We start from the raw sequence: 21,755 nt of genomic DNA, 5'->3' as shown, positions 1-21,755 counted from the left end.
CCGCGCGTGTTGAATTGCCGCCACGACGCGGGCCCTCGGGCCGGCGGGACGTTGCATGGCGCGCACAAGGAGGTGGCGTTGTCGGTGCACGGTACTGGCCCGGGGGGCATGGCGGACGTCGTCTGGCGGCTGCGGTCGCGCGGCTGCTGGCAGGAGGCCGCGGACCTGCTCCGCCCGCAGGCCGGGCGGGACCCGACGGCGGCGCTCCAGCGGGCGGAACTCCTGATCGAGCAGTGCCTGTTCACCGCGGACCACTGGGAGCGCGCGGAGGACGCGCTGCGGCACGCCGAAGCCTCGGTCGCGGGCATCGAGGCGCGCGCGGCGGCGTCCTGCGCCCGGGGGTTCCTGGCGTACGTGGCGAGCGTGCTGGGCCGGCGGGACCGGCTGGACGAGGCGCAGGCCGCGCTGGGGCGGACCTCCGCGCTGCTGGCGCCGCGGGCGCCGGGCCGTCCGCTGCTGGACTTCCGCCGGGGGCTGGTCGCGGAGAACCTGCTGCACGACCCGGCGGCGGCGCACAGCGCGTACGCCCGGGCGCACGAGGGGGCCCGGGAGCGGGGGGACGACCTGCTGCGCTCCTCGACCTGGCGGCACCTGGCGGGCCTGGCCCGGGCGGCGGGCGACCGGGAGCGGGCGCGCGCGGGGTTCACGGCCTCGCTGCGGCTGCGCGAGGAACTGGGCTTCACGGTGGGGGTGGCCCCGGCGCTGGCCTCGCTGGCGGAGGTGTCCGACCCGGCCGAGGCGGAGCGGCTGCGGGCCGAGGCGTCCCGGCTGGTGCAGGCGCTCGGCGGGGTGCCGGTGTGGCTGGCGCGGCGGCTGGCCCAGGTCCCGGCGCAGCCCGGCCCCCAGGACGCCGGCTCCCCGCGCGCCGGCCGCACGGACGGCGGCCCCACGGACGGCGGCCGCACGGGCAGCGGTAGCACGGACGGCGGCAGCACGGACGGCGGCATCGGGCGCGACCTGCGGCACGGCATCAGCTAAGGTGAGCCTTACCTGCCCGGGGTGAACAGCAGCCCGGGCAGGTCCACCTCGCCGTGCCCGGGCCCGCTCCCGGGAGCACCACCCAGGGAGCCCGCGTGACCACCTACCAGGTCGAGCAGTCCCCCGCCTCCCCCCGCACCGCCGCCCTCGACGCGCTCCCCTGCCGGGACAGCTGGCTGCGCCTGGGCCGGGCCTTCCCCGACCTGCGGATCCACCACGCCGCCCCGCGCACCGGCCCCGGCTGGACCACCGCCACCGCGCTGGCCGGCGACCGGGCCGCGCTGGACGCGATGATCGCCTTCGACGAGCGGCTGGGCCTCGACCTGTACGGCGCCCCGACCCGTCCGGACGTCACCGCCGGGTTCAGCCTGCACCGCTACGCCTGGCCGGTCGCGCTCGCCTTCACCCTGCCCTGGCTGCTGGAGCGCCGGGTCCCGCTGCTGCCGCCGTCCCGGGTCTCGATCAACCGCGGCACCGGCGAACTGACCGCCCGCCCGGCCGGCTTCCACTGCCTGCCCGACGACCCGGCGGCCGCCCGCCCGGACGCCCTGGTCGTCCCGGACCGCCCGGCGCTCGACGCCGCCCTGCGCACCGCGCTCGCCGAGCACTTCGCGCCGCTGCTCGACTCCTTCCGCCCCGCGGTGCGCCGCGGCCCGCGCACCCTGTGGGCGCTGGTCACCGACGACGTGGTGGACGGCCTCTGGTACGCCGCCGGGCTGCTCGGCGAGGAGCCCCGCGCGGTGGCCGAACTGGAGGCCCTGCTGACCGGCGACGCCGCCGCGGCCCCGTTCGTCGGCACGCCGGGCTTCCGCGGCCCGGCCGGCGCCCGGTCCCGGACCCGGGTCAGCTGCTGTCTGTACTACACCGTCCGCCCCGCCGAACTCTGCGTCAGCTGCCCGCGCGCCCGGTAGCGCCGCGGGAACGCCCCCGGGGCAACACCGGTCTGACGATAATTCATTGACCCCGCCGAAATTCCCCCCTAACGGGGTAATGCCCCCGATCCCGCCTTGATCGCCGAATTTCTCCGCCATGATGGTCCCCGCCATCACGACCGGAAAGCGAGGCTGGATCAGGTCATGAGACTGTCGGACATACCGCTGGGCTGGGCCGTCGCCGGTACGGCCGTCCTGCTGGCCGTCATCGCCCTGCTGGCCTTCGCCCGCAGCCGCACCGGGCCGGCCAACGCCACCACCACCGGCAGCGGGCCGGACTCCGCCTGGGAGCGGGCCGAGGAACGCCGCCGCCGCACCGAGTCCCTCTACGGCGGGGCCTCCTACCTGCTGCTGTTCTGCTGCGCCGCGGTCGCCGCCGCGCTCTCCTTCCACGGGCTGGTCGGCTTCGGCGTCCAGAACCTCGGCCTCTCCGGCGGCTGGGAGTACCTCGTCCCGTTCGGGCTCGACGGCGCGGCCATGTTCTGCTCCGTCCTCGCCGTCCGCGAGGCCAGCCACGGCGACGCCGCGCTCGGCTCCCGCCTGCTGGTGTGGCTGTTCGCCGCCGCGTCCGCCTGGTTCAACTGGGTGCACGCCCCGCGCGGCCTCGGCCACGACGGCGCCCCGCAGTTCTTCGCCGGCATGTCGCTCTCCGCGGCCGTCCTCTTCGACCGCGCCCTCAAGCAGACCCGGGTGGCCGCCCTCCGCGAGCAGGGACTCGTGCCCCGCCCGCTCCCGCAGATCCGGGTGGTCCGCTGGCTGCGCGCCCCGCGCGAGACCTACGCCGCGTGGTCGCTGATGCTGCTGGAGGGCGTCCGCACCCTGGACGAGGCGGTCGAGGAGGTCCGCGACGACAAGCGGACCGCCGCCGAGGACCGCGAACGCCGCCGGATGGCCTCCCGCCGCGAACGCGCCGAGATCCGCGCCATCGGCCGCCAGCCCGGCTCCGGCTGGCGCCACCGCGCCGCCCGCCAACTCGAACCGGCCGCCGCCCCCACCACCCCCGCCACCCCGACGGAGCCCGCCATAGCGACCCCCACCGGCCACCCCGCCACCCCCGCCCCCCACCGCAGCGTCATCGACCTCACCCCCGAGGAGGACACCGTGACCCTGCCCCGGCTCGACTCCCTGGAGCAGAAGCTCAAGGACCTGGAGCAGCAGTTCGGCTGAGCAGGTCGTGAAGAACAGCGGGACGCACATTCAGGGGCCCGGGGAACGGCGGGTCGATGCTGCTGACGGCCCGAGCCCACCGAAGGTCCGTGCTGCTGCGTGCCGCGAACAGAACCCGAAGCAGACGCACGCCACGGCAGTGAACCGCCCGCAGCCACGGCCTCGCCGTTCCCCGAGCCCCTGGTTCGCTCCCCTTCGTCTGCCTAACTGCTGAGCTCGAACCACATCCGCTTGCCCGTCCCCCGGGGCTCCACGCCCCAGGTGTCGGCGAGCGCCTCGACCAGCATCAGTCCGCGGCCGGAGGACGCCTGCTCGCCGGGGGTGCGGCGGGTGGGCCAGAGGTCCGACTCGTCCTCGACCTCGACGCGCAGCCGGGCCCGGCCGTGCTCCTGGTAGAGGCGGGCGGTGAACATCGCGTCCCGGTCGGTGTGCCGGATCGCGTTGGTGACGAGTTCGGAGGAGAGCAGTTCGGCGGTGTCGATGAGGTCGGGCACGCCCCAGCGCCGCAGCGCGTCGCGGAGTTCGCCGCGCAGTTCGGCGATCCGGGCCAGGTCGGCCTGGCCGATCCGGCGGCGCAGCTGCTGGGCGGCGCGGCCGCCGGCCGGGCCGTCCCAGCGGAGCAGCAGCAGCGCGATGTCGTCCTCGCGTTCGCTGGTGTCGGCGGCCTGCGAGGCGATCCGGTCGGCGAGTTCCTCCAGCGGTTCGCGGGGGGACTCGTCGATGCCGGGGAGGCTGCCGGAGACGGTCGCGCAGAGCCGGGCGAACCCGGTGTCGAGGTCCATGTCGCGGGCTTCGACGAGTCCGTCGGTGCAGAGCACGACCGTCTCGCCGGGGTCGAGGCTGAACCGGGTGACCCGGTACTCCTCGTCGGGGTCGACGCCCAGCGGGAGGCCGCCGGAGACCGGGACGGGGTGCGCGGTGCCGTCGGCGCGGCGGACCACGGGGTCGAGGTGGCCGGCCCGGACGGCGTAGACGACGCCGTAGTCGACGTTGACCTCGGCGTAGGTGCAGGTGGCGAAGTGGTCGGTGTCGAGGTCGGCGAGGAAGCGGGAGGCGCGGGCCATCACGGCGGCGGGCGGGTGGCCCTCGGCGGCGTAGGCGCGCAGTGCGATCCGCAGCTGGCCCATGATGCCGGCGGCGTGCACGTCGTGGCCCTGGACGTCGCCGATGACCAGGCCGACGTGGCCGCCGGGCAGCGGGACGACGTCGTACCAGTCGCCGCCGATCTGGAGTCCGGAGCCGGCGGCGAGGTAGCGGACGGCGGTGCTGACGCCGGGGACGGCGGGGACGGTGCGGGGCAGCATGACGCGCTGCAGGCCGGCGGCGAGTTCGTGCTCGGCGTCGTGCAGGCGGGCCCGGGCGAGGGACTGGGCGACCAGGCCGCCGAGGGTGGAGAGCAGGGTGCGCTCGTCGGCGTCGAGCTCGCGGGCGTCGTCGAAGGAGACCACGCAGACGCCGGTGGGGCGGCCGCTGGCGACCAGCGGGAGGAACGCCCAGGAGGAGCGGCCGCTCTCCTCGGCCCAGTCCCAGGCTTCGGGGTAGCGCTCCTGGTACTCCTCGCGGCTGGAGACGAAGATCGGGGCGCGCTGCCGGATCGCCTCGGCGGCGGGGTGGGTGGGGGCGAGCGGGATCCGGTCGAACTGGTCGCTGAGCCGGCTGCGGTAGCCGCTGGAGCCGAGCAGGGCGATCCGGCCGGCTTCCAGCGAGGCCAGGGCGAGGCCGTCGGGGCCGAGGCCGGGCAGCGGGAGTTCGGTGAAGACCCGGGCGACGTCCCGGACGGTGACGGCCTCGGAGAGCGCCCGGGCGGCCTCCTTGATGAACCGGGAGCGCTCCTCGCGCAGTTGGGCCTGTTCGTCGGCGCGTTCGCGCTTGTGCAGTTCGACGGTGGCGTCCCAGACGAAGCCGACCATCCGGGACGGGCGGCCGAAGGCGTCGGCGAGGACCCGGCCGCGGAAGCGCACGGCGTGCAGTTCGCCGTTCGGGAAGACGGTGCGGTAGTAGGCGCCGCACTGGCCGAGTTCGGCGACGGCGCGCTCGACCCGGCGGCGCACCACGGGCGCGTCCTGGGGGTGCAGCAGGGACAGGAAGGCGGCGGAGGTCCGGTCGAAGGGCTGGCCGACCAGTCCGAGGATCGTGCAGGCGCGCTGGTCGCCGACCAGCACGTCGCGGCGGATGTCCCAGTCGAAGGAGCCGATGCCGTTGGCGGCCATCGCGGGTTCCAGCCACTCGGGGCTGGAGTCCCCGGTGCGGGTGGGCAGGCCGCGGCCGGAGGGCGCCGGCACGGTCCGGCCGGCGGCGGGCGGGCCGACGGCGGTGCGCAGCGGGTTCCCGGTGCTCTCGTTCCTGGTGGCCTGGGCGGGCGGGGTGCGGCGGGCGGGCCCAGGCGCCTCGGGCTCTGTGGCCATGCTTCTCCTGCCGGTGCCTTGCGTGGCGGCCGCTGGTGTTCCCGTGTCCCCTACTGGGCCGGCCGGACCGCGATGGTTGCGTGTGCCTACTGGCACACATTCTCACTAGCCTCTCGTATGTTCGGCAAGGCGGCAATGCCGGTGCGCCGAACGGTACGGATCGCACACGATCGCCCGTGGCATATTCACTCGGGCCGGCCCGCGCCGCGGCCCCGGAATTCCCCCCTCCGCCGACCCGGTCAGGCCGCGGAGAGCTCGAACCAGGTGGTCTTGCCGTCCGCCCGCAATTGCACGCCCCAGTCGTCCGCCAGCGCCTCCACCAGGAACAGCCCGCGCCCCGAGGTCGCCGTCTCGGCGGCCGCGCGTCGGCCGGGCACCCGCGCCGCGCCGTCCTGCACCTCGACCCGCAGCCGGGACTCCTCGGTCAGCACCGCGTCGAAGACCGCCCCCCGGTCGGTGTGCACCAGCGCGTTCGTCACCAGCTCGGAGGCGAGCAGCTCCGCGGTGTCGGCCAGTTCCTCCGGGACGCCCCAGTGGTCCAGCGCCGCCCGCAGCCGGCGGCGGATCGCCCCGACCGCCGGCAGGTCCGCCGCGTCCAGGGCGGCGTGCAGTCGGCGGTGCAGCGCGCAGGCGGGCTGGTACGCCGCCGGGGCCCCGTGCGCCGGCCCCCGGTACTCGGCGCCCTCCCGCCACGTGGCCGACCGCTGTCGCGGAAACCTTGCCTGACCGTCCATCAACCTCTTACGCCCCCGCCGTAGTTCCGGGACGGCCGCCCCGGTCCCCCGGCCGGGTCCGATGGCCGCTTCTCGCCTTCCTCTTGCCCACTCCACCACCGGAAAACCCCTCCCCGGGCGAAGCGGGCCCCGCCGGGGGCTCACGGGGGCACCGCCGGGGGCGCGCCCCGCCGTTCCCGCCGGAAGGGCTCCCCCTGCGCCTGGAGTGTCGGCGGTGCTATGTTTGAACGGCGTTCTAACATCTGTACCGACCACCCCCGCGACCCCCTCTGAGCGAGGCACCGTGCGACTGACCCCCACTGAACGGGACCGGCTGCTGATCTTCACCGCGGCCGAGCTGGCCCGCGCCCGACGGGCGCGCGGCGTGCGACTGAACGTGCCGGAGGCGACCGCGCTGATCGCGGACGCGGTCTGCGAGGCGGCCCGCGACGGCCGCCGGCTGGCCGAGGCGATCGAGGCCGGACGGACGGTGCTGAGCGCCGCGGACGTGCTGCCCGGCGTCGCGGACGTGGTGACGGTGGTGCAGGTGGAGGCGGTGTTCGAGGACGGGACGCGGCTGGCGGTGGTCACCGACCCGTTCCGCGGCGCGGGCTCGCTGGGCGAGGACGCCCCGGGCGCGGCGCTGCCGGGCGCGGGCGAGGGGTACGACCCGGTGGAGGAGACCCTGCTGCTGCCGGTGCACAACACCGCCGCGGTGCCGATCTCGGTGACCTCGCACTTCCACTTCTTCGAGTCGAACCCGCGGCTGGCCTTCGACCGGGCCGCCGCGTACGGCACCCACCTGGCGGTGCCGGCCGGCTCCTCGGTGCGCTTCGACCCGGGGGCGACGGTCGAGGTGGGCCTGGTGCCGATCGGCGGGGCCCGGGTGGCGATCGGCTTCGCGGGGCTGGTGGACGGCCCGCTGGACGCGCCGGGCGCGAAGGCCGCGGCGCTGGCGAAGGCCCGGGCGACGGGCTACCTGACCGAGTTCGACGACAGCGAGCCGGCCCAGTGACCCCCCTCTGCCCCCGGAAGGACCCCGCATGAGCGCCATCACCCCGCACGACTACATCTCGGTCCACGGCCCGCGCGCGGGCGACCGGGTCCGGCTCGGCGACTCCGGGCTGATCGTCCGGGTCGAGTCGGACTCGCAGGCGCCGGGCGACGAGTTCCTGGCCGGCTTCGGCAAGACCGCCCGGGACGGGCTGCACCTGAAGCCCGCCGCGGTCCGGGACACCTGCGACGTGGTGGTCTCCAACGTGCTGGTGATCGACGCGGTGCTGGGGATCCGGAAGACCTCGATCGGCATCCGGGCGGGCCGGATCACCTCGATCGGCCGGGCGGGCAACCCGGACACCCTGGACGGGGTGGAGGTGGTGGTCGGCACCGGCACCACCATCGTCTCCGGCGAGGGCCTGATCGCCACCGCGGGCGCCGTCGACACCCACGTGCACCTGCTCTCCCCGCGCATCATGGAGGCTTCGCTGGCCTCCGGGGTGACCACGGTCATCGGCCAGGAGTTCGGCCCGGTCTGGGGCGTGGGCGTCAACTCGCCCTGGGCGCTGCGGCACGCGTTCAACGCCTTCGACGCCTGGCCGGTCAACATCGGCTTCCTGGGCCGCGGTTCGTCCTCCGACCCGGCGCCGCTGGTGGAGGCGCTGGCCGAGGGCGGCGCCTCCGGCTTCAAGGTGCACGAGGACATGGGCGCGCACACCCGGGCGCTGGACACCGCGCTGCGGGTCGCCGAGCAGTACGACGTCCAGGTCGCCCTGCACACCGACGGGTTGAACGAGTGCCTGTCGGTCGAGGACACCCTCGCGGTGCTGGAGGGCCGGACGATCCACGCCTTCCACATCGAGGGCTGCGGCGGCGGCCACGTGCCGAACGTGCTGAAGATGGCGGGCGTGCCGAACGTCATCGGCTCCTCCACCAACCCGACCCTCCCGTTCGGCCGGGACGCGCTGGGCGAGCACTACGACATGATCGTCTCCGCCCACGACCTCAAGCCCGACCTGCCCGGCGACGCCGCGATGGCCCGCGACCGGATCCGGGCCGGGACGATGGGCGCCGAGGACGTGCTGCACGACCTCGGCGTCATCGGCATCACCTCCTCCGACGCCCAGGGCATGGGCCGGGCCGGCGAGACGGTCCGCCGGACCTTCGCGATGGCCGGCAAGATGAAGGCCGAACTCGGCCCGCTCGACGGCACCGGCTCGTACGGGACGGCCGAGGGCGGCGACGACAACGAGCGGGTGCTGCGCTACATCGCCAAGCTGACCATCAACCCGGCGATCGCGCACGGCCTCTCGCACGAGATCGGGTCGATCGAACCCGGCAAGCTGGCCGACATCGTGCTGTGGCGCCCCGACCACTTCGGCGCCAAGCCGCAACTCGTCCTCAAGGCCGGCTTCCCCGCGTACGGCGTGGTCGGCGACCCGAACGCCTCCACCGACCGCTGCGAACCCCTCGTCCTGGGACCGCAGTTCGGCGCGCACGGGGCCACCGCCGCCGACCTCTCGGTGGCCTTCGTCGCCCAGGCCGCCGCCGACTCCGCCTACTTGGACGTCGCGGGCGACCAACTCCCCACCCGCAGGCGGCGGGTGGGCGTGCGCGGGACGCGCGGCATCGGGCCGCGTTCGATGCTGCGCAACGGCCGAACCGGCCGGGTCGACGTCTCCGAGACCGGGCTGGTCTCGCTGGACGGCGAACCGCTGCGCTCGGAGCCCGCCGACTCGGTCTCGCTCAGCCGCCTCTACTTCCTCTGAACACCCTTCCCCCGCTTAGGACTCCACCCTCATGACCAGCTCCCCCACCCCCGCCTCGCTCGGCTTCCGGATGCCCGCCGAGTGGCACCCGCACGAGCGCACCTGGATGGCCTTCCCCACCGCCAACCCCACCTTCGACGGCGCCGAGCAGCTGGACGCCGCCCGCCGCGCCTGGGCCGAGGTCGCCAACACCCTCGTCCGGTACGAGCCGGTCACCCTGGTGGCCAACACCGGCGAGGGCGCGGACGCCCGCCGCTACCTCGCCCCCGAGGTGGAGATCGTCGAACGGCCGCTGAACGACGCCTGGATGCGCGACATCGGCCCGTCCTTCCTGCTCGGTCAGAACGGCGAACTCGCCGCCGCCGACTGGGTGTTCAACGGCTGGGGCGCCCAGTCCTGGGCCCGCTGGGACAAGGACCGGGACATCGCCGAGCACGTCACCGGGCTCACCGGCGCGCGGCGCTTCGCCTCCCGGCTGATCAACGAGGGCGGCGGCATCCACGTCGACGGCGAGGGCACCGTCCTGGTCACCGACACCGTCCAACTCGGTGAGGGCCGCAACGCCGACTGGACCCGCGAGCAGGTCGAGGCCGAACTCCACGCCCACCTCGGCACCACCAAGGCGATCTGGCTCCCGCGCGGACTGACCCGCGACTACGACGAGTTCGGCACCCGCGGCCACATCGACATCGTCGCCGCCTTCGTCCGCCCCGGCACCGTGGTCGTCCACTCCCAGCCCGACCCGGCCCACCCCGACCACCTCGTCTGCCGGGAACTCGCCGACCTCCTGCGCACCGCCACCGACGCCCGTGGCCGCACCCTGGAGGTCATCGAACTCCCCGCCCCCACCGTCCTGTTCGACGAGGACGGCGAACCCGTCGACTACTCCTACATCAACCACTACGTGGCCAACGGCACCGTCCTGCTCTGCGCCTTCGACGACCCGCGCGACGAACAGGCCAAGGCGGTCCTGGAGAAGGCGTACCCCGACCGCACCGTCGAACTGGTCGACGCCCGCGAGATCTTCGCCAACGGCGGCGGCATCCACTGCATCACCCAGCAGCAGCCCCGCCCCTGACCCCGGCCCGTCCCCGCCGGGCGGTCGCCGCGGTCGCCGCGGTCGCCCGGCGGGGATGATGGCGTGGAACTCCGCACCCATCGTCCGACGGAGGACCAGGTGGCCATCGAAGCCGAACTGAAGGCCCGCGTGCACGACCCCGAGGGGGTGCTGGCCGCGCTGGAGGCGGCGTACGGCCCGGGCCGGGGGGAGGTGTACCGCGACACCTACTACGACGACCCGGCCGGGTTGCTGACGAGCGGCGACCGCGAGCTGCGGATCCGGACCGTGTACGGCGGCGGCCGTACCCGTACGGTGCTGACGTACAAGGGGGCGCGGGTGGACGAGGCGTCCGGGTCGAAGCCGGAGCACGAGACCGGGGTGGACGATCCCGCGGCCGCCCACGCGATCCTGCGCGGGCTCGGGCACCTGCCGCGGATCGCGTTCGAGAAGCACTGCCGGAACTACGGGTTCACGGCGGACGGGCGGCGGCTGCTCGCCACCCTGGTGCGGGTGCCCGAGATCGACGGCACCTTCCTGGAGGTCGAGACGTCGGCGGCGGACCCGGCGGACCTGCCGGCCGCCCTCGCCGTGGTGCGGGGCGTGCTGCACGGGCTCGGGATCACCGAGCGGGACCTCACCACCGAGCTGTACACCGACGCGGTCGCCGCCGCCCGACCGCCGGAGCGGGCCCACGATGGGTTCAACTCCGGCCCGGCAGAGTGGATCTGACGGTGCATCAGCTCCCGGCTCGGCGTTTTCCGGCCATCTTCCGCACCGCCGCCGAGCGGCCGGGGCGCGCCGGGCCGGCCCTCAGGGCCGGTCCTCGACCTGGGCCCAGACGACGGTCCGCCCGTCCGCGGTGACGGAGCCCCAGCGGTCGGCGGTGCGCAGCGCCTTGAGCAGTTCGCTCCAGGTCGGGGCGGACTCGGGCGGGGAGGGGATGCTGATCCTGGTGCTGCCGACGGCGAGCCGCACGTCCGCCCGCAAGCCGGTGGCCCGCTCGATCGCCGCCCGCAGTTCGGACGCCCGCGCGCTGATCTGCACCACTCGCCACCACTCCCCCGGGTGTACGGATACGGCCAAGCCCTACACGTAGAGTAGTGCGGCGGGGGATACTGTGTCACCGATCGGCTGGACCGCACACCTCCGGAGGACGATCCATGACGACCACCAGCGGACCCTCCGCCTACCTGCAGGTCGCCGAGCAGGTCCGGGACCGGATCGCCGCCGGCGAGTTCCCGCCGGGCAGCCAACTCCCGTCCCTGGCCGACCTCCAGGCCCAGTACGGCTTCTCGCACGGCGTCGGCCAGTCCGCGTACCGGCTGCTGGAGCAGGAGGGCGTGCTGCTCGCCAAGCAGGGGCGCGGCTACTTCGTCCGCCCGCAGGAACCGCGCCGCACCCTGGTGCGCCGCCCCGCGGCCGACGGGCCCGGGCCGGACCACGCCTTCCTCGCCGAACAGGGCGCCCTCCCCGGGCTGCGCAGCCAGTCCACCACCGAGGCCGCGACCGCGGAGACCGCCGAACGCCTCGACGTCGCACCCGGCACCCCGCTGATGCACACCTCGTACCTCTACCTGGTGGACGGCGAACCCGGGTACCTCGCCGAGTCCTGGGAGCCGATGTCCGTCACCGGCCACCACCTGATCGTGCTGCCCGAGGCCGGGCCGTACATCGGCCTCGGCGTGGCCGCGCGGATGGCCGTCATCGGCATCGAGGTCGGCGACCCCGTCGAACTGGTCACCGCCCGCACCCTCACCCGCGCCGAGGCCCAGGCCCTCGACCGGCTGCCCGGCGCCCCCGCGCTGGCCATCCGGCGCACCCACTACGACCGGGCCACCGGCCGTCCCGTCGAGACCGCCGACCTCGTCCTGCCCGGCGAACTCCTGGCCGCCCAGTACGGCCGCCGCCCCGGCGCCTGAACCGGCGGGCCCCGCCACCGTCCCAGCCACCGCTCCCGCTCCCCTCCCGTTCCCCGGCCGGGCGGACCCCGCCGGGGAGCGGTGTGATGGAGGCATGGCCACCGCACACCCCGATCCCGAAACCCCCCGCACCCCCGCCCACCACGGCGACCCCACCGGCCTCGCCGACCTCACCGCCGAACTCCTCCGCCTCGCCCCCGCCCTCGATCCCGTCCGCGCCGCCGCCCTGCTCCGCCGCGCCTACCGCGCCGGGCTCGCCGACGGCCGCCGGGAGACCGTCGAGAGCCGCGAACACGGCGGCTGGTGACCTCCGCCCCGACCCCGTGCGGGAGACTGGTCCCGAACAGCAACGCACCGAGGAGTACGGATGGCGCAGCCCCGCACCCGCCGGCCGGCCCGCCCCCGTGAAGAGGTCTACGCCGCCGCCCGCACCGCGATCGCCGAACACGGCCTGGCCCGGCTCACCATGGCCGGCCTCGGCGAGCAGCTCGGCATGAGCGCCGGCCACCTGCTCTACTACTTCGGCAGCAAGGACCAGCTCCTCCTGGAGACCCTGCGCTGGAGCGAGACCCAGCTCGGCGAGCGCCGCAGCCGCGAACTCGCCCGCCGCGAGGTGCCCGTCCTCGAACGGCTCGCCCGCTACCTGGAGCTGTACCTCCCGGAGGGCCCCGGCGACCCGCGCTGGATCCTGTGGATCGAGGTGTGGAGCCGCTCCCCCGGCACCGCGGACCTCCGCCGGGGCCAGCTCGACATCGAAACCCCCTGGCAGGACGACCTCACCGCGCTCCTCGACGAGGGCCGCGGCACCGGCGTCCTCCCCGCCACCACCCCCGCCGCCACCCGCGCGACCCAGCTCCGCGCCCTCCTCGACGGCCTCGCCATCCCGCTGGCCATCGACCTCCCCGGCACCACCCGCGAAGCCGCCCTCACCCACGCGACCTCCGCGGCGCACGCCCTGCTGGGCGTGTAGCCGGGCTTGTAGGGGAGGGCACCACCAGGGGCTCACGAGAGCGAAACCAGGGGCTCGGGGAACGGCGAGGCCCAGTCTGCGCGAGGTTCACTGCCGGAGCGCGCATCGGCTTCGGGTTCTCTTCAAGACACGCAGCAGCACGGACACACCGATGGGCTCCGGCCGTCAGCAGCATCGACCCGCCGTTCCCCGGGCCCCTGATGGTGCTCTCCCGGGCCCCTGGGCGCACGTTCCCGCTCAGTCCGTCCAGACCGCCACCGCGCTGCGGTCGTCCGCGTAGCCCTTGGCCCGGACCTGGATCTGGCGGAGGAAGTCGACGGTGCCGGGCGGGTGCGGGTGGGCCCAGTGGCTGGAGAGGAAGTGGGCGACCGCGGGTTCCTCGGCGACCGGGACGGCCAGGCCCGGGGTGCAGAGCAGCAGGATGTCGCCGGAGGTCGCCGGGACCAGCCGGAAGCGGAACGGCCGGGGCGCGGGCATCGAGGCCGGCGGCAGCGAGGGCTGCCCGTCGGGGTGGTGCAGGAGCCGGGCGGCGTAGGCGTCGATCCAGTGGCCCGAGCGCAGTAGGTAGAGCCCGCCGGGGCCGGTGCCGAACGCGGCGCGGTGGGTCGCGGCCGGATCGGCGGACATCAGCAGGCAGTGCAGCGAGGCGGTCTCCTCGGGCGGCAGGCCGGACGGCGCGGCACCCTCCGGTGCGGCTTCCTCCGCGGCCTCCTCCGCCGCGCTGCGCAGCTGCACCGCGGACTGCAGGGCGATCCGCTGGAGGCCGTAGCGGAGGCGGTCCCGGGCCCCGGCCCGCAGGTCGGCGGCGAGTTCGGCCCGGCTGCGGCCGATCGCCGCGGCGAGCTGCCGGGCCGACTCGGCGGCCGCCGCCGACCCCCACTGGGCGTTGGCCCGGCGGGCGGGCGCGGCCAGCACGGTCAGCACCAGCGCCTCCTCGCCCTCGCCGAACCGGACGGTGAGCAGCGCGTCCGTGCGCGGCTCGCCCCGGTAGCGGGCCGAGTCGCCGCGGATGGACACCGCCCGCAGCGTGGTGCCCGCGAACTGGGCGCCGTCGATGGCGGTGTCGGGCACCACCACGGCCAGCCCGGCCGGATCGGCGGCGGCCAGCGCGGTCGGCTCGGGCGCGTACGTCGGGGGCCGCTCCCCCACGTGCGGCACCGCGGGCGCCTGCGGACGCCCAAGCCAGGGCGCGGCCCGCCCGGGCTCCACCACCGGCTCGGCCACCGGCTCCGGCTCGGCGACCGGCTCCGGCTCCACCACCGGCTCCGGCTCCGGCTCGGCCACCGCGAAGTCCGTCAGGGTCGGCGTCGGCACCGGCCCGGCCGGCTCCACCACCGGCCCCGCGACCGGCTCCACGACCGGCCCCGCCTCCGTCACCGCGGCCGCCACCGGCTCCACGTCCGGCTCGTCCACCGGCTCCGCGACCGGTTCTTTCGAAAAGTTCGGCTTGAAGTCGGGCCAGGCGGCCTCCGCCCAACTCCGCGGCGAGGGCCCGACCGGCGTCTCTCCCCCGACCACGTCCGCCTCCGGCTCCGTCACCGCCTCCGGCTCCGTCACCGCCGCCTCGGGCTCGAACGCCGCCTCGGGCTCGGGCTCGGACACTTCCCCCGCCCCCGGCTCGGCCGCCGGGGCGTCCTGCGGGGGACGGCGTTGCGGGGCGATGAGTCCGGCGGCGGTGGTGAACCAGTCGTCGACGGTTCCGGTGTCGGTGTTCGCGGCCGGGGTGTCGGGCAGGGTGTCGGCGGGGCCCGCGTAGACGGTGTGCCACCAGGTGTCGTCGGGACGGGGCTGCCTGGGTGCGCCCTGCTCGTTCAACTGACCGCTCCTGATCCGTGAGGGGGCCGGACGTCAGGTCATTCTTCCGAAGGACTCGGACGGTGTCCGGGATTCGGAACATCGCGCGGACGCCCGGGAAGGGTTCCGGCCATCGGTGGCGGAACGGGAACGGGGCCGGTCCGGACGGGTTCGAACAGGGCCTTCGGGGACGGGGGCGAGGGGCGTTCGGCCGGAAAATGAGAGGCCGAGGGGGGCATCGCTTCACCCGATCGGCTGATTAATATGTGCGCATGGCCGCGCCAGGATCTCGTACTCGCCCCGGAGGGCCCGCATGCGCGGTGCTCCGTCCGGTGGCGGTGCTGTGGTCCGTGCTGCTGGCCGCACTGCTCGCGCTGCTGCCGTGCGCGGCGAGCACGGCGAGCGCCCGGACGCTGGGTGCCCCGTCCCCCGGTCAGGAGTCGCCCGGCGCGTCCGCGCGTCCGGCCGGGGCGTCCGTCGTAGCGGGGCCGTCCAGCGGGACGGTCCGGACGGCGGCCGCCCACCCGGACGCCCGGTCGGGCCGGACGGCACCGTCGCACCACCGGCCGGTGGCCGCGGACGCCGCCGGTGCGGACGCCGGCAGCACGGACCCCGCCGGCTCGGACACGGCCGGCACGAACGCCGTCGGCACGAGCGGCGCGGAGTTCATCCTGTGCACCGCGGAGGCCCCGGGCCCGGTGCCCGGTCACGGCTGCTCCAACCACCCCTTCTGCGGGCCGGACTCGCAGCTGCCGAACGCGCCTCCGCAGCCCGGCACCGCCGTCCGCCCGCTGCTGGTCGCCCCGCCGCTGACGCCCGCCGCCTCGGTCGGCGGCGTTCCGACGGGGTCGCACCACGCACCCGACCTGCACGTCCTGCAGGTTCACCGGTCCTGAGCGGAACCCACCGCACGGTCTGCGCCCCGCCCGGCGGGGAGGCCGTCGGCTCCGCTGCCCCCACCCCACCGCAGACCGCCGTGCTCGCCACGGCGGGGACAAGGAAGACACCCATGGGTTCCGCCTCGAAGCAGTCCAACCCCACCGGCAAGCAGCCCAAGCCGGGCAGCAAGTCCGCCCAGCAGGCCGACCGCCGGGCCCGGATCGCCGAGCTGCGCGCCATCGAGCAGCGCCGCGAGCGCCGCAACAAGGCGCTGACCATCGGCATCTCGGCCGCCCTGGTGCTGGCCATGATCGGCGGCGGCACCTGGCTGGCGCTGGACGCCAAGCACAAGAGCGACAAGAAGGCGGCGGCGGCGCAGGCTTCGGCCGACGCCGCGCAGAAGGCCAAGGACGACGCCGCGAAGGCCGACATCCCGGGCCTGCAGACCTTCGGCAAGCTCACCCAGAACCACGTCCAGACCGACGTGAAGTACCCGCAGACCCCGCCGGTCGGCGGCGACCACAACCCGGTCTGGCAGACCTGCATGGGCAACGTCTACGACAAGCCGGTCAAGAACGAGAACGCGGTGCACTCGCTGGAGCACGGCGCGGTCTGGGTCACCTACAACGGCAAGGCCACCCCGGACGACATCAAGACCCTCAGCGACAAGGTCAAGGCCACCCCGTACAGCCTGATGAGCCCGTACCCGGACGAGCCGGGCACCATCACGCTGACCGCGTGGAGCAACCAGCTGGTGGTGGACTCGGCCAGCGACCCGCGGGTGGAGACCTTCTTCGCCAAGTTCGTGCAGGGCCCGCAGACCCTGGAGCAGGGCGCCAGCTGCAGCTCGGGGCAGATGTGACGGCCGCCCCCGCCGGCGAGCCGGAGCAGGAGTTCGAGGAGCACCCGGACGAGGAGCACGCGGACGGGTCGGCGCGGACGGCCGGTCGGCGCGGTCGGCGGGCGTTCTGGTGGCCCGCCGCGCTGGCGGCCGTGGTGGCGCTCGGGCTCGGCGTCCCGGCGCTGGTCTCGGGCAGCACGCCCGCGTCCGGCAGCGCGGCGACCGCCTCGGCGGCTCCGGCCACCGACTCGGCGGACGCCGGGTTCGCCCGCGACATGGCCACGCACCACCAGCAGGCCATCGACATGTCGTTCATCATCCGGGACCGCACCCAGGACGAGGCGGTCCGCGGCTTCGCGTTCGACATCATCAACACGCAGGCCAACCAGCGCGGCATGCTGATGGGCTTCCTCGACCAGTGGGGCCTGTCGCAGAGCACCACCGCCAAGCCGATGGCCTGGATGGGGCACAGCTACGAGGCGCACGACGGTTCGCTGATGCCCGGCATGGCGACCAACAGCGAGCTGGACGAGCTCCGTTCGCTCAGCGGCAAGGACGCCGAGGTGTTCTTCCTGCAGCTGATGATCAAGCACCACAAGGCGGGCGCGGAGATGGCCCAGGCGTACGTGGACGCGGGGACCAACGCCCCGGAGAAGCGGCTCGCCCAGGGCATGGTCGACGCGCAGCACGCCGAGATCCAGCTGATGACCGACATGCTCGCCGAGCGCGGCGCCCAGCCCGCGCCCTGAGCCGCCGCGGCGCCGAGCGCACCGCAACGCCCGAGGGCGCCGTCCGACCCGACCACCGGACGGCGCCCTCGGGCGTTCCCGCGCACCGCTCCCCCTCGTCTCCCGCCCGCTCGCCCCCGTTCAGCCCCTGCAGAGCCGGACGGCCAGCGCGGCGACCGCCGCGAGCAGCAGCAGGACGACCCGGCCGCCGGCCGCCGGTCCGGCCTGGTGGACGGCCAGTACCGGCAGCGCGGTGCCGAGCGCGGTGCCCAGGCTGCGCACCATGTTGACCAGTCCGCCGCCGACGGCCGAGCTCTGCGCGGGGATCGCCCGCATCACCAGGGCGTTGTTGGCGGGCAGCAGCAGCCCGAGGCCGTAGCCGGTGAGCAGCAGCGGCCCGGCCGACGTCCAGGGGCCGGGGGCGGGCAGCGCGGCGAGGGCGAGCAGTCCGGCGGCGGCGGTGAGCGCGCCGCAGCGGCAGCGGGCGGCGTCGCTCCAGCGGCGGGGCAGCAGGGCGCCGCCGACGGTGGCGGCGAGGGCGAACGCGGCGGGCAGCGCGGTGATCGCGGCGCCCGCGGCGGTGGTGCCGGTGCCGTGCCCGGCCAGCACGACGGGCTCCAGGACCAGCGGGCAGAACAGCAGCAGGTAGCCGATCAGCGCGACCAGCAGGCCGGCCCGGATGCCGGGGGTGTTGACCAGGCCGGGCGGGACGAGCGGGCGGTCGGCGCGGCGCTCCTGCCGGACCAGGGCGAGGGTGCCTGCGGCGGCCGCGGCGAGCAGCGCGGCGACCGCCCAGCCGGGCAGCGGCAGGCCGGAGGCGGCGGACAGGGCGAGCAGCAGTGCGGTGGAGGAGGCGGCCAGCAGCAGCAGTCCGGCCAGGTCGAACCGTCCCTCGCGGTCCGCGGTCCGGGCCGGGCCGCGGCCGTCGGGGAAGGTGCGCGGCAGCAGGAACCAGCCCGCCAGCATCCCGAGCACGCCGATCGGCACGTTGACCCAGAACGCCCAGCGCCAGGACGCGTGCGCGACCAGCAGGCCGCCGAGGGTCGGGCCGAGCGCCAGGCCGAGCGCCTGGGCGGCGGCCTGCACGCCGAGCGCGGTGCGCATCGCCCGTTCGGGCACGCCGCGGGCGACCAGGGCGACGCTGTTGGCCTGCATCATCGCGCCGCCCACCGCCTGCACGGCCCGGCAGGCGATCAGCACGCCCAGGTTCCCGGCCAGTCCGGCGCCGAGCGAGGCGGCGGCGAACACCGCGAACCCGCCCAGGTACACGGTCTTGCGGCCGATCAGGTCGGAGAGCCGCCCGACCGGGGCCAGCAGCGCGACCAGGACCAGCAGGTACGCCAGCGAGACCCATTCGACGGCGGCGAAGGGGGCGGCGAAGTGTCCTTCCAGCGCGGGGAAGACCAACGAGGTGACGCTGGCGGTGAGTTGGCCGAGGAAGGCGCCCAGGCAGACGGTGCCGACGGCCAGCCAGTGCGCGTGCGGCCAGCGGGCGACGGCGCGGGGGCGGGGGCGTTCGGCGAGTTGGAGGGTGTCGAGCAGCCGGGAGGCGGCCGCGGGTTCAGCCATGAGCCGAACATATCTGTTCCCGACATAATCGTTCAAGGAGCAGTTCCGGCCCCGATCAATCGCCCCGGCGGCCGGTCCGCCGCCCCGCCCCCGCGCCCCCGCCCCCGCACGCACCGGACAGCACGCCGTTCCGGCCGGTCGACGGGTGGACTCCCGGTAGCCCCGCGGTTGCCGGGCGCTACGCTGTCCGGCATGTCTTCGCAGCCCCAGCCCGCCCCGCACCCGTCCGGCCCCGTGGCCGCGGGCGACGACGCACTCGCCGGGGCGCAGCAGCTCACCGACGTGATCACCCGGCTGCGCCGGGCGCTGCGGAGCTCGATCCGCTCAGAATTCCCCTGGGAGGCACTGCCGATGGCCCAGGTCGAACTGCTCCAGACGCTCGCCGCCTCCCCGCTGCGGGTCGGCGAACTGGCCGCCCGCCAACGCCTCGCCCCCAACACCGTCAGCGGCCTGATCTCCAAGCTCCTGGACGCCGGCCTGGTCGACCGCCAACCCGACCCCGGCGACCGCCGCACCGCCCGGATCGCCCTCACCGAAGCCGGCCACCAGCAGCTGCACGACTGGCAGAGCGCCCACGAACGCCGCCTCGCCACCGCCCTGGAGAGCCTCACCCCCGCCGACCGCGAAGCCGTCATGCGCGCCCTCCCCGGCCTCGACCTCCTCGCCCGCTCCCTCGCCGGCGCCGACCCGACCCGCTGAGGCCTTGCGGCCCGGCCCGCCCCTGCTCCGCCCCGGCCCGGAGCACCGGCTCCGGCGCGGCGGCTCCGGAGCACCGGCTCCGGCGCGGCGGCTCCGGCGCGGCGGCTCCGGCGCGGCGGCTCCGGCGCCGAACTCCTGCACGCCGGCTCCAGCCCGCCGAACGGGCCGCCACGGCGATGTCCGAATCCCGCCAGTCGGTGCTTCCGGGATCGCGCAGACTGGAAGGCGTGATCGACGACGAGACCAGGTACCGGGCCGTGGGCAGCCGGGACGCCCGCTTCGACGGGGTGTTCTTCACGGCGGTGCGGACCACCGGCATCTACTGCCGTCCGAGCTGCCCGGCCACCACCCCCAAGCGCACCAACTGCACCTTCTACCCGACCGCGGCCGCCGCCCAGGGCGCCGGCTACCGGGCCTGCCGGCGCTGCCGGCCGGACTCGGTGCCCGGCTCGCCCGAGTGGAACCACCGGGCCGACCTGGTCGGCCGCGCGATGCGGCTGATCGGGGACGGCGTGGTCGACCGGGAGGGCGTCGCCGGGCTGGCCGGCAGGCTCGGCTACAGCTCCCGGCAGCTCCAGCGGCAGCTGACCGCCGAGCTCGGCGCGGGCCCGCTCGCGCTGGCCCGGGCGCAGCGCGCGCAGACCGCCCGGCTGCTCCTGCAGACCACCGAACTCCCGGTCACCGACGTGGCGTTCGCGGCCGGCTTCGCCTCCGTCCGGCAGTTCAACGACACCATTCGCGAGGTGTACGACCGCACCCCGTCGGCCCTGCGCACCGAACCCGGCGGCCACCGTCGCGCCCCCGCCGCGGGCGGCACGCTCGGCCTGCGACTGGCCTACCGGGGGGTGATCGACACCGACCACCTGATCGACTTCCTCGGTCTGCGGGCCGTCCCCGGCGTCGAGGAGGTCGTCGGGGGCCCGACCCCCGGCACCCGCACCTACCGGCGCACGCTGGCCCTCCCGTACGGGCACGGCCTGGCCGAGGTCGACGGGCTCGGGCCCGGCGACCGGCCGGACCGGGGGTGGCTGGACTGCCGGCTGACTCTCACCGACCTGCGCGACCTGACCACGGCCGTGCACCGGCTGCGCGCCCTGTTCGACCTGGACGCCGACCCGGACGCGGTGGACGCCCGGCTCGCCGCGGACCCGCTGTTGGCCCCGCTGGCCGCCGCCCGCCCCGGACTGCGCTCGCCCGGCCACGTCGACCCGCACGAACTCGCCGTCCGCGCGGTGCTCGGCCAACAGGTCACGGTGGCCGCCGCCCGAACCCTGGCCGGACGGCTCGCCGAGCGCTACGGCACCCCGCTGCCGACCGCCGACGGCGGCCTGCGGCTGCTGTTCCCGACCGCCGCCGCGCTGGCCGCCGCCGACCCCGAGCAGCTGGCGATGCCGAACGCCCGTCGCCGGGCCCTGCTCGGCCTGTGCGCCGCGCTCGCCGACGGCACCGTCCGGCTCGACCGCGGGGTGGACCGCGAACGGACCGCCGCCGAACTGCTCGCGCTGCCCGGCATCGGCCCGTGGACGGTCGGCTACCTGCGGATGCGCGCGCTGGCCGACCCGGACGTGTTCCTCCCCACCGACATCGGCGTCCGCGACGGCCTGCGCGCCCTCGGCGAGAACGGCGACCCGCGCACCGCCGCCGACCGCTCCACCGCCTGGGCGCCCTGGCGCTCCTACGCCCTGCACCACCTGTGGGCGGCCGCCGCCGCCCGGCACGGCACCGCACCCCGCACCCGCAACGCCGCACCCCGTACCCGCAACACCCGCGAGGACCAGTCATGACCACCGCGCCCACCGCCGCGCCCGCCACCGAGGCCGGCACCGCGCCCACCACCGTGTTCACCACCATGGGCAGCCCGCTCGGCACCCTGCTGCTCAGCGGCACCCGCCACGCCGACGGCACCTTCGCGCTGGCCGCCGTCACCGCCCCCGGCCAGAAGGGCGCGCTCGCCGAACCCGCCGCCCACTGGCAGCCCGACGCCGACGCCCTGGCGCCCGCCGTCGAGCAGCTCACCGCCTACTTCGCGGGCGAGCGCACCACCTTCGACCTGCCGCTCGCCCCCGTCGGCACGCCCTTCCGGCAGCAGGTCTGGGACGCCCTGGACGACATCCCGTACGGCACCACCCTCACCTACGGCCAACTCGCCGACGTCGCGGGCCAGTCCCCCCGCGCGGTACGTGCCGTCGGCGGCGCGGTCGGTGCCAACCCGCTGCTGATCGTCCGCCCCTGCCACCGGGTGATGGGCGCCAACGGCAGCCTCACCGGCTTCGCCGCGGGCATCGACGCCAAGCGCTGGCTGCTGGCGCACGAGAGCGGCGACCGGCTGTTCTGAG

General features: G+C 75.6%; 21 protein-coding genes. 16 read left to right on the top strand and 5 right to left on the bottom strand.

The features are described from left to right. Positions 1–108: 108 nt before the first annotated feature. The 3 genes from ABD345_RS11605 to ABD345_RS11595 all read left to right on the top strand — a co-directional run bounded on the left by ABD345_RS11605 (position 109) and on the right by ABD345_RS11595 (position 3,077). Positions 109–978 carry a hypothetical protein gene (locus ABD345_RS11605; protein ID WP_344551902.1) on the top strand — a complete coding sequence of 290 codons (870 nt, stop codon included), beginning with the start codon at positions 109–111 and terminating at the stop codon, positions 976–978. Positions 979–1,073: 95 nt separating this feature from the next. Further along, positions 1,074–1,889 carry a (2Fe-2S)-binding protein gene (locus ABD345_RS11600; RefSeq protein WP_344551901.1) on the top strand — a complete coding sequence of 272 codons (816 nt, stop codon included), beginning with the start codon at positions 1,074–1,076 and terminating at the stop codon, positions 1,887–1,889. A gap of 165 nt (positions 1,890–2,054) precedes the next feature. Continuing rightward, the gene (locus tag ABD345_RS11595) at positions 2,055–3,077 is read left to right on the top strand and encodes a DUF2637 domain-containing protein (RefSeq protein WP_344551900.1); all 1,023 of its coding nucleotides are present in this window, start codon (positions 2,055–2,057) and stop codon (positions 3,075–3,077) included. Positions 3,078–3,280: 203 nt separating this feature from the next. On the opposite strand, the gene ABD345_RS11590 is transcribed toward ABD345_RS11595, so the two are convergent. Both ABD345_RS11590 and ABD345_RS11585 read right to left on the bottom strand, forming a co-directional pair. Then, positions 3,281–5,482, bottom strand: coding sequence for a SpoIIE family protein phosphatase (locus tag ABD345_RS11590; protein WP_344551899.1), 2,202 nt, complete (start codon positions 5,480–5,482; stop codon positions 3,281–3,283). Positions 5,483–5,721: 239 nt separating this feature from the next. After that, complete coding sequence (locus tag ABD345_RS11585; RefSeq protein WP_344551898.1) at positions 5,722–6,216, bottom strand: ATP-binding protein; 495 nt, start codon at positions 6,214–6,216, stop codon at positions 5,722–5,724. A gap of 283 nt (positions 6,217–6,499) precedes the next feature. Between ABD345_RS11585 and ureA the strand changes: the two genes are divergently transcribed. The 4 genes from ureA to ABD345_RS11565 all read left to right on the top strand — a co-directional run bounded on the left by ureA (position 6,500) and on the right by ABD345_RS11565 (position 10,749). Beyond that, a complete protein-coding gene (gene ureA, locus ABD345_RS11580; RefSeq protein WP_344551897.1) occupies positions 6,500–7,210 on the top strand; it encodes an urease subunit gamma in 711 nt (236 codons plus the stop codon). A gap of 28 nt (positions 7,211–7,238) precedes the next feature. Next, positions 7,239–8,960: an urease subunit alpha gene (locus ABD345_RS11575; protein ID WP_344551896.1), complete on the top strand. Its 1,722-nt coding sequence runs from the start codon at positions 7,239–7,241 to the stop codon at positions 8,958–8,960. A gap of 31 nt (positions 8,961–8,991) precedes the next feature. Next, complete coding sequence (locus ABD345_RS11570) at positions 8,992–10,038, top strand: agmatine deiminase family protein (protein ID WP_344551895.1); 1,047 nt, start codon at positions 8,992–8,994, stop codon at positions 10,036–10,038. Positions 10,039–10,137: 99 nt separating this feature from the next. Continuing rightward, the gene (locus ABD345_RS11565) at positions 10,138–10,749 is read left to right on the top strand and encodes a class IV adenylate cyclase (protein WP_344551894.1); all 612 of its coding nucleotides are present in this window, start codon (positions 10,138–10,140) and stop codon (positions 10,747–10,749) included. Between the two features lie 81 nt (positions 10,750–10,830). On the opposite strand, the gene ABD345_RS11560 is transcribed toward ABD345_RS11565, so the two are convergent. Next, positions 10,831–11,067, bottom strand: coding sequence for a hypothetical protein (locus ABD345_RS11560; protein WP_344551893.1), 237 nt, complete (start codon positions 11,065–11,067; stop codon positions 10,831–10,833). Between the two features lie 113 nt (positions 11,068–11,180). Here ABD345_RS11560 and ABD345_RS11555 point away from each other — a divergent pair, with 113 nt between their 5' ends. From ABD345_RS11555 to ABD345_RS11545, 3 genes are all read left to right on the top strand, one after another. Next, positions 11,181–11,939: a GntR family transcriptional regulator gene (locus ABD345_RS11555; RefSeq protein ID WP_344551892.1), complete on the top strand. Its 759-nt coding sequence runs from the start codon at positions 11,181–11,183 to the stop codon at positions 11,937–11,939. A 94-nt stretch (positions 11,940–12,033) separates the two neighbouring features. Continuing rightward, positions 12,034–12,246 (top strand): hypothetical protein, encoded by a 213-nt coding sequence (locus ABD345_RS11550; RefSeq protein ID WP_344551891.1) that lies wholly within the window; start codon positions 12,034–12,036, stop codon positions 12,244–12,246. Between the two features lie 60 nt (positions 12,247–12,306). Beyond that, positions 12,307–12,909, top strand: a complete 603-nt coding sequence (locus ABD345_RS11545) for a TetR/AcrR family transcriptional regulator (RefSeq protein ID WP_344551890.1) — start codon at positions 12,307–12,309, stop codon at positions 12,907–12,909. 237 nt (positions 12,910–13,146) lie between these two features. On the opposite strand, the gene ABD345_RS11540 is transcribed toward ABD345_RS11545, so the two are convergent. Next, positions 13,147–14,724: a PP2C family serine/threonine-protein phosphatase gene (locus tag ABD345_RS11540; protein ID WP_344551889.1), complete on the bottom strand. Its 1,578-nt coding sequence runs from the start codon at positions 14,722–14,724 to the stop codon at positions 13,147–13,149. 299 nt (positions 14,725–15,023) lie between these two features. Here ABD345_RS11540 and ABD345_RS11535 point away from each other — a divergent pair, with 299 nt between their 5' ends. From ABD345_RS11535 to ABD345_RS11525, 3 genes are all read left to right on the top strand, one after another. Continuing rightward, positions 15,024–15,599, top strand: coding sequence for a hypothetical protein (locus ABD345_RS11535; protein ID WP_344551888.1), 576 nt, complete (start codon positions 15,024–15,026; stop codon positions 15,597–15,599). A gap of 113 nt (positions 15,600–15,712) precedes the next feature. Continuing rightward, complete coding sequence (locus ABD345_RS11530; protein ID WP_344551887.1) at positions 15,713–16,444, top strand: thioredoxin-like domain-containing protein; 732 nt, start codon at positions 15,713–15,715, stop codon at positions 16,442–16,444. Next, positions 16,441–17,172, top strand: coding sequence for a DUF305 domain-containing protein (locus ABD345_RS11525; protein WP_380272840.1), 732 nt, complete (start codon positions 16,441–16,443; stop codon positions 17,170–17,172). The genes ABD345_RS11530 and ABD345_RS11525 overlap by 4 nt, the downstream gene beginning before the upstream one ends. 120 nt (positions 17,173–17,292) lie before the next feature. On the opposite strand, the gene ABD345_RS11520 is transcribed toward ABD345_RS11525, so the two are convergent. Next, the gene (locus ABD345_RS11520) at positions 17,293–18,720 is read right to left on the bottom strand and encodes an MFS transporter (RefSeq protein WP_344551886.1); all 1,428 of its coding nucleotides are present in this window, start codon (positions 18,718–18,720) and stop codon (positions 17,293–17,295) included. A gap of 192 nt (positions 18,721–18,912) precedes the next feature. On the opposite strand from ABD345_RS11520, the gene ABD345_RS11515 reads away from it, so the two are divergent. The 3 genes from ABD345_RS11515 (at position 18,913) to ABD345_RS11505 (ending at position 21,754) form a co-directional block, all read left to right on the top strand. Beyond that, entirely contained in the window at positions 18,913–19,419 is a 507-nt protein-coding gene (locus ABD345_RS11515) for a MarR family winged helix-turn-helix transcriptional regulator (protein WP_344551885.1), read from the top strand. 176 nt (positions 19,420–19,595) lie between these two features. Further along, positions 19,596–21,203 carry an AlkA N-terminal domain-containing protein gene (locus ABD345_RS11510; RefSeq protein WP_344551884.1) on the top strand — a complete coding sequence of 536 codons (1,608 nt, stop codon included), beginning with the start codon at positions 19,596–19,598 and terminating at the stop codon, positions 21,201–21,203. Next, a complete protein-coding gene (locus tag ABD345_RS11505) occupies positions 21,200–21,754 on the top strand; it encodes a methylated-DNA--[protein]-cysteine S-methyltransferase (protein ID WP_344551883.1) in 555 nt (184 codons plus the stop codon). Before ABD345_RS11510 ends, ABD345_RS11505 begins: the two co-directional genes overlap by 4 nt. Position 21,755 lies beyond the last annotated feature (1 nt).

The organism is Kitasatospora saccharophila (assembly GCF_039529925.1).
In the GTDB taxonomy this organism is placed as follows: domain Bacteria; phylum Actinomycetota; class Actinomycetes; order Streptomycetales; family Streptomycetaceae; genus Kitasatospora; species Kitasatospora saccharophila.
The sequence above is the reverse complement of the archived record's forward strand: the minus strand, read 5'-3'. Positions and strand labels throughout refer to the sequence as shown.

What these genes read in the sequence shown, in the direction of transcription:
- ABD345_RS11505 (WP_344551883.1), top strand. Translation starts at nt 21,200, where the DNA reads ATGACCACCGCGCCCACCGCCGCGCCCGCCACCGAGGCCGGCACCGCG.
- ABD345_RS11555 (WP_344551892.1), top strand. Translation starts at nt 11,181, where the DNA reads ATGACGACCACCAGCGGACCCTCCGCCTACCTGCAGGTCGCCGAGCAG.
- ABD345_RS11605 (WP_344551902.1), top strand. Translation starts at nt 109, where the DNA reads ATGGCGGACGTCGTCTGGCGGCTGCGGTCGCGCGGCTGCTGGCAGGAG.
- ABD345_RS11515 (WP_344551885.1), top strand. Translation starts at nt 18,913, where the DNA reads ATGTCTTCGCAGCCCCAGCCCGCCCCGCACCCGTCCGGCCCCGTGGCC.
- ABD345_RS11510 (WP_344551884.1), top strand. Translation starts at nt 19,596, where the DNA reads ATGTCCGAATCCCGCCAGTCGGTGCTTCCGGGATCGCGCAGACTGGAA.
- ABD345_RS11550 (WP_344551891.1), top strand. Translation starts at nt 12,034, where the DNA reads ATGGCCACCGCACACCCCGATCCCGAAACCCCCCGCACCCCCGCCCAC.
- ABD345_RS11570 (WP_344551895.1), top strand. Translation starts at nt 8,992, where the DNA reads ATGACCAGCTCCCCCACCCCCGCCTCGCTCGGCTTCCGGATGCCCGCC.
- ABD345_RS11595 (WP_344551900.1), top strand. Translation starts at nt 2,055, where the DNA reads ATGAGACTGTCGGACATACCGCTGGGCTGGGCCGTCGCCGGTACGGCC.
- ABD345_RS11585 (WP_344551898.1), bottom strand. Translation starts at nt 6,216, where the DNA reads ATGGACGGTCAGGCAAGGTTTCCGCGACAGCGGTCGGCCACGTGGCGG.
- ABD345_RS11545 (WP_344551890.1), top strand. Translation starts at nt 12,307, where the DNA reads ATGGCGCAGCCCCGCACCCGCCGGCCGGCCCGCCCCCGTGAAGAGGTC.
- ABD345_RS11520 (WP_344551886.1), bottom strand. Translation starts at nt 18,720, where the DNA reads ATGGCTGAACCCGCGGCCGCCTCCCGGCTGCTCGACACCCTCCAACTC.
- ABD345_RS11590 (WP_344551899.1), bottom strand. Translation starts at nt 5,482, where the DNA reads ATGGCCACAGAGCCCGAGGCGCCTGGGCCCGCCCGCCGCACCCCGCCC.
- ABD345_RS11575 (WP_344551896.1), top strand. Translation starts at nt 7,239, where the DNA reads ATGAGCGCCATCACCCCGCACGACTACATCTCGGTCCACGGCCCGCGC.
- ABD345_RS11530 (WP_344551887.1), top strand. Translation starts at nt 15,713, where the DNA reads ATGGGTTCCGCCTCGAAGCAGTCCAACCCCACCGGCAAGCAGCCCAAG.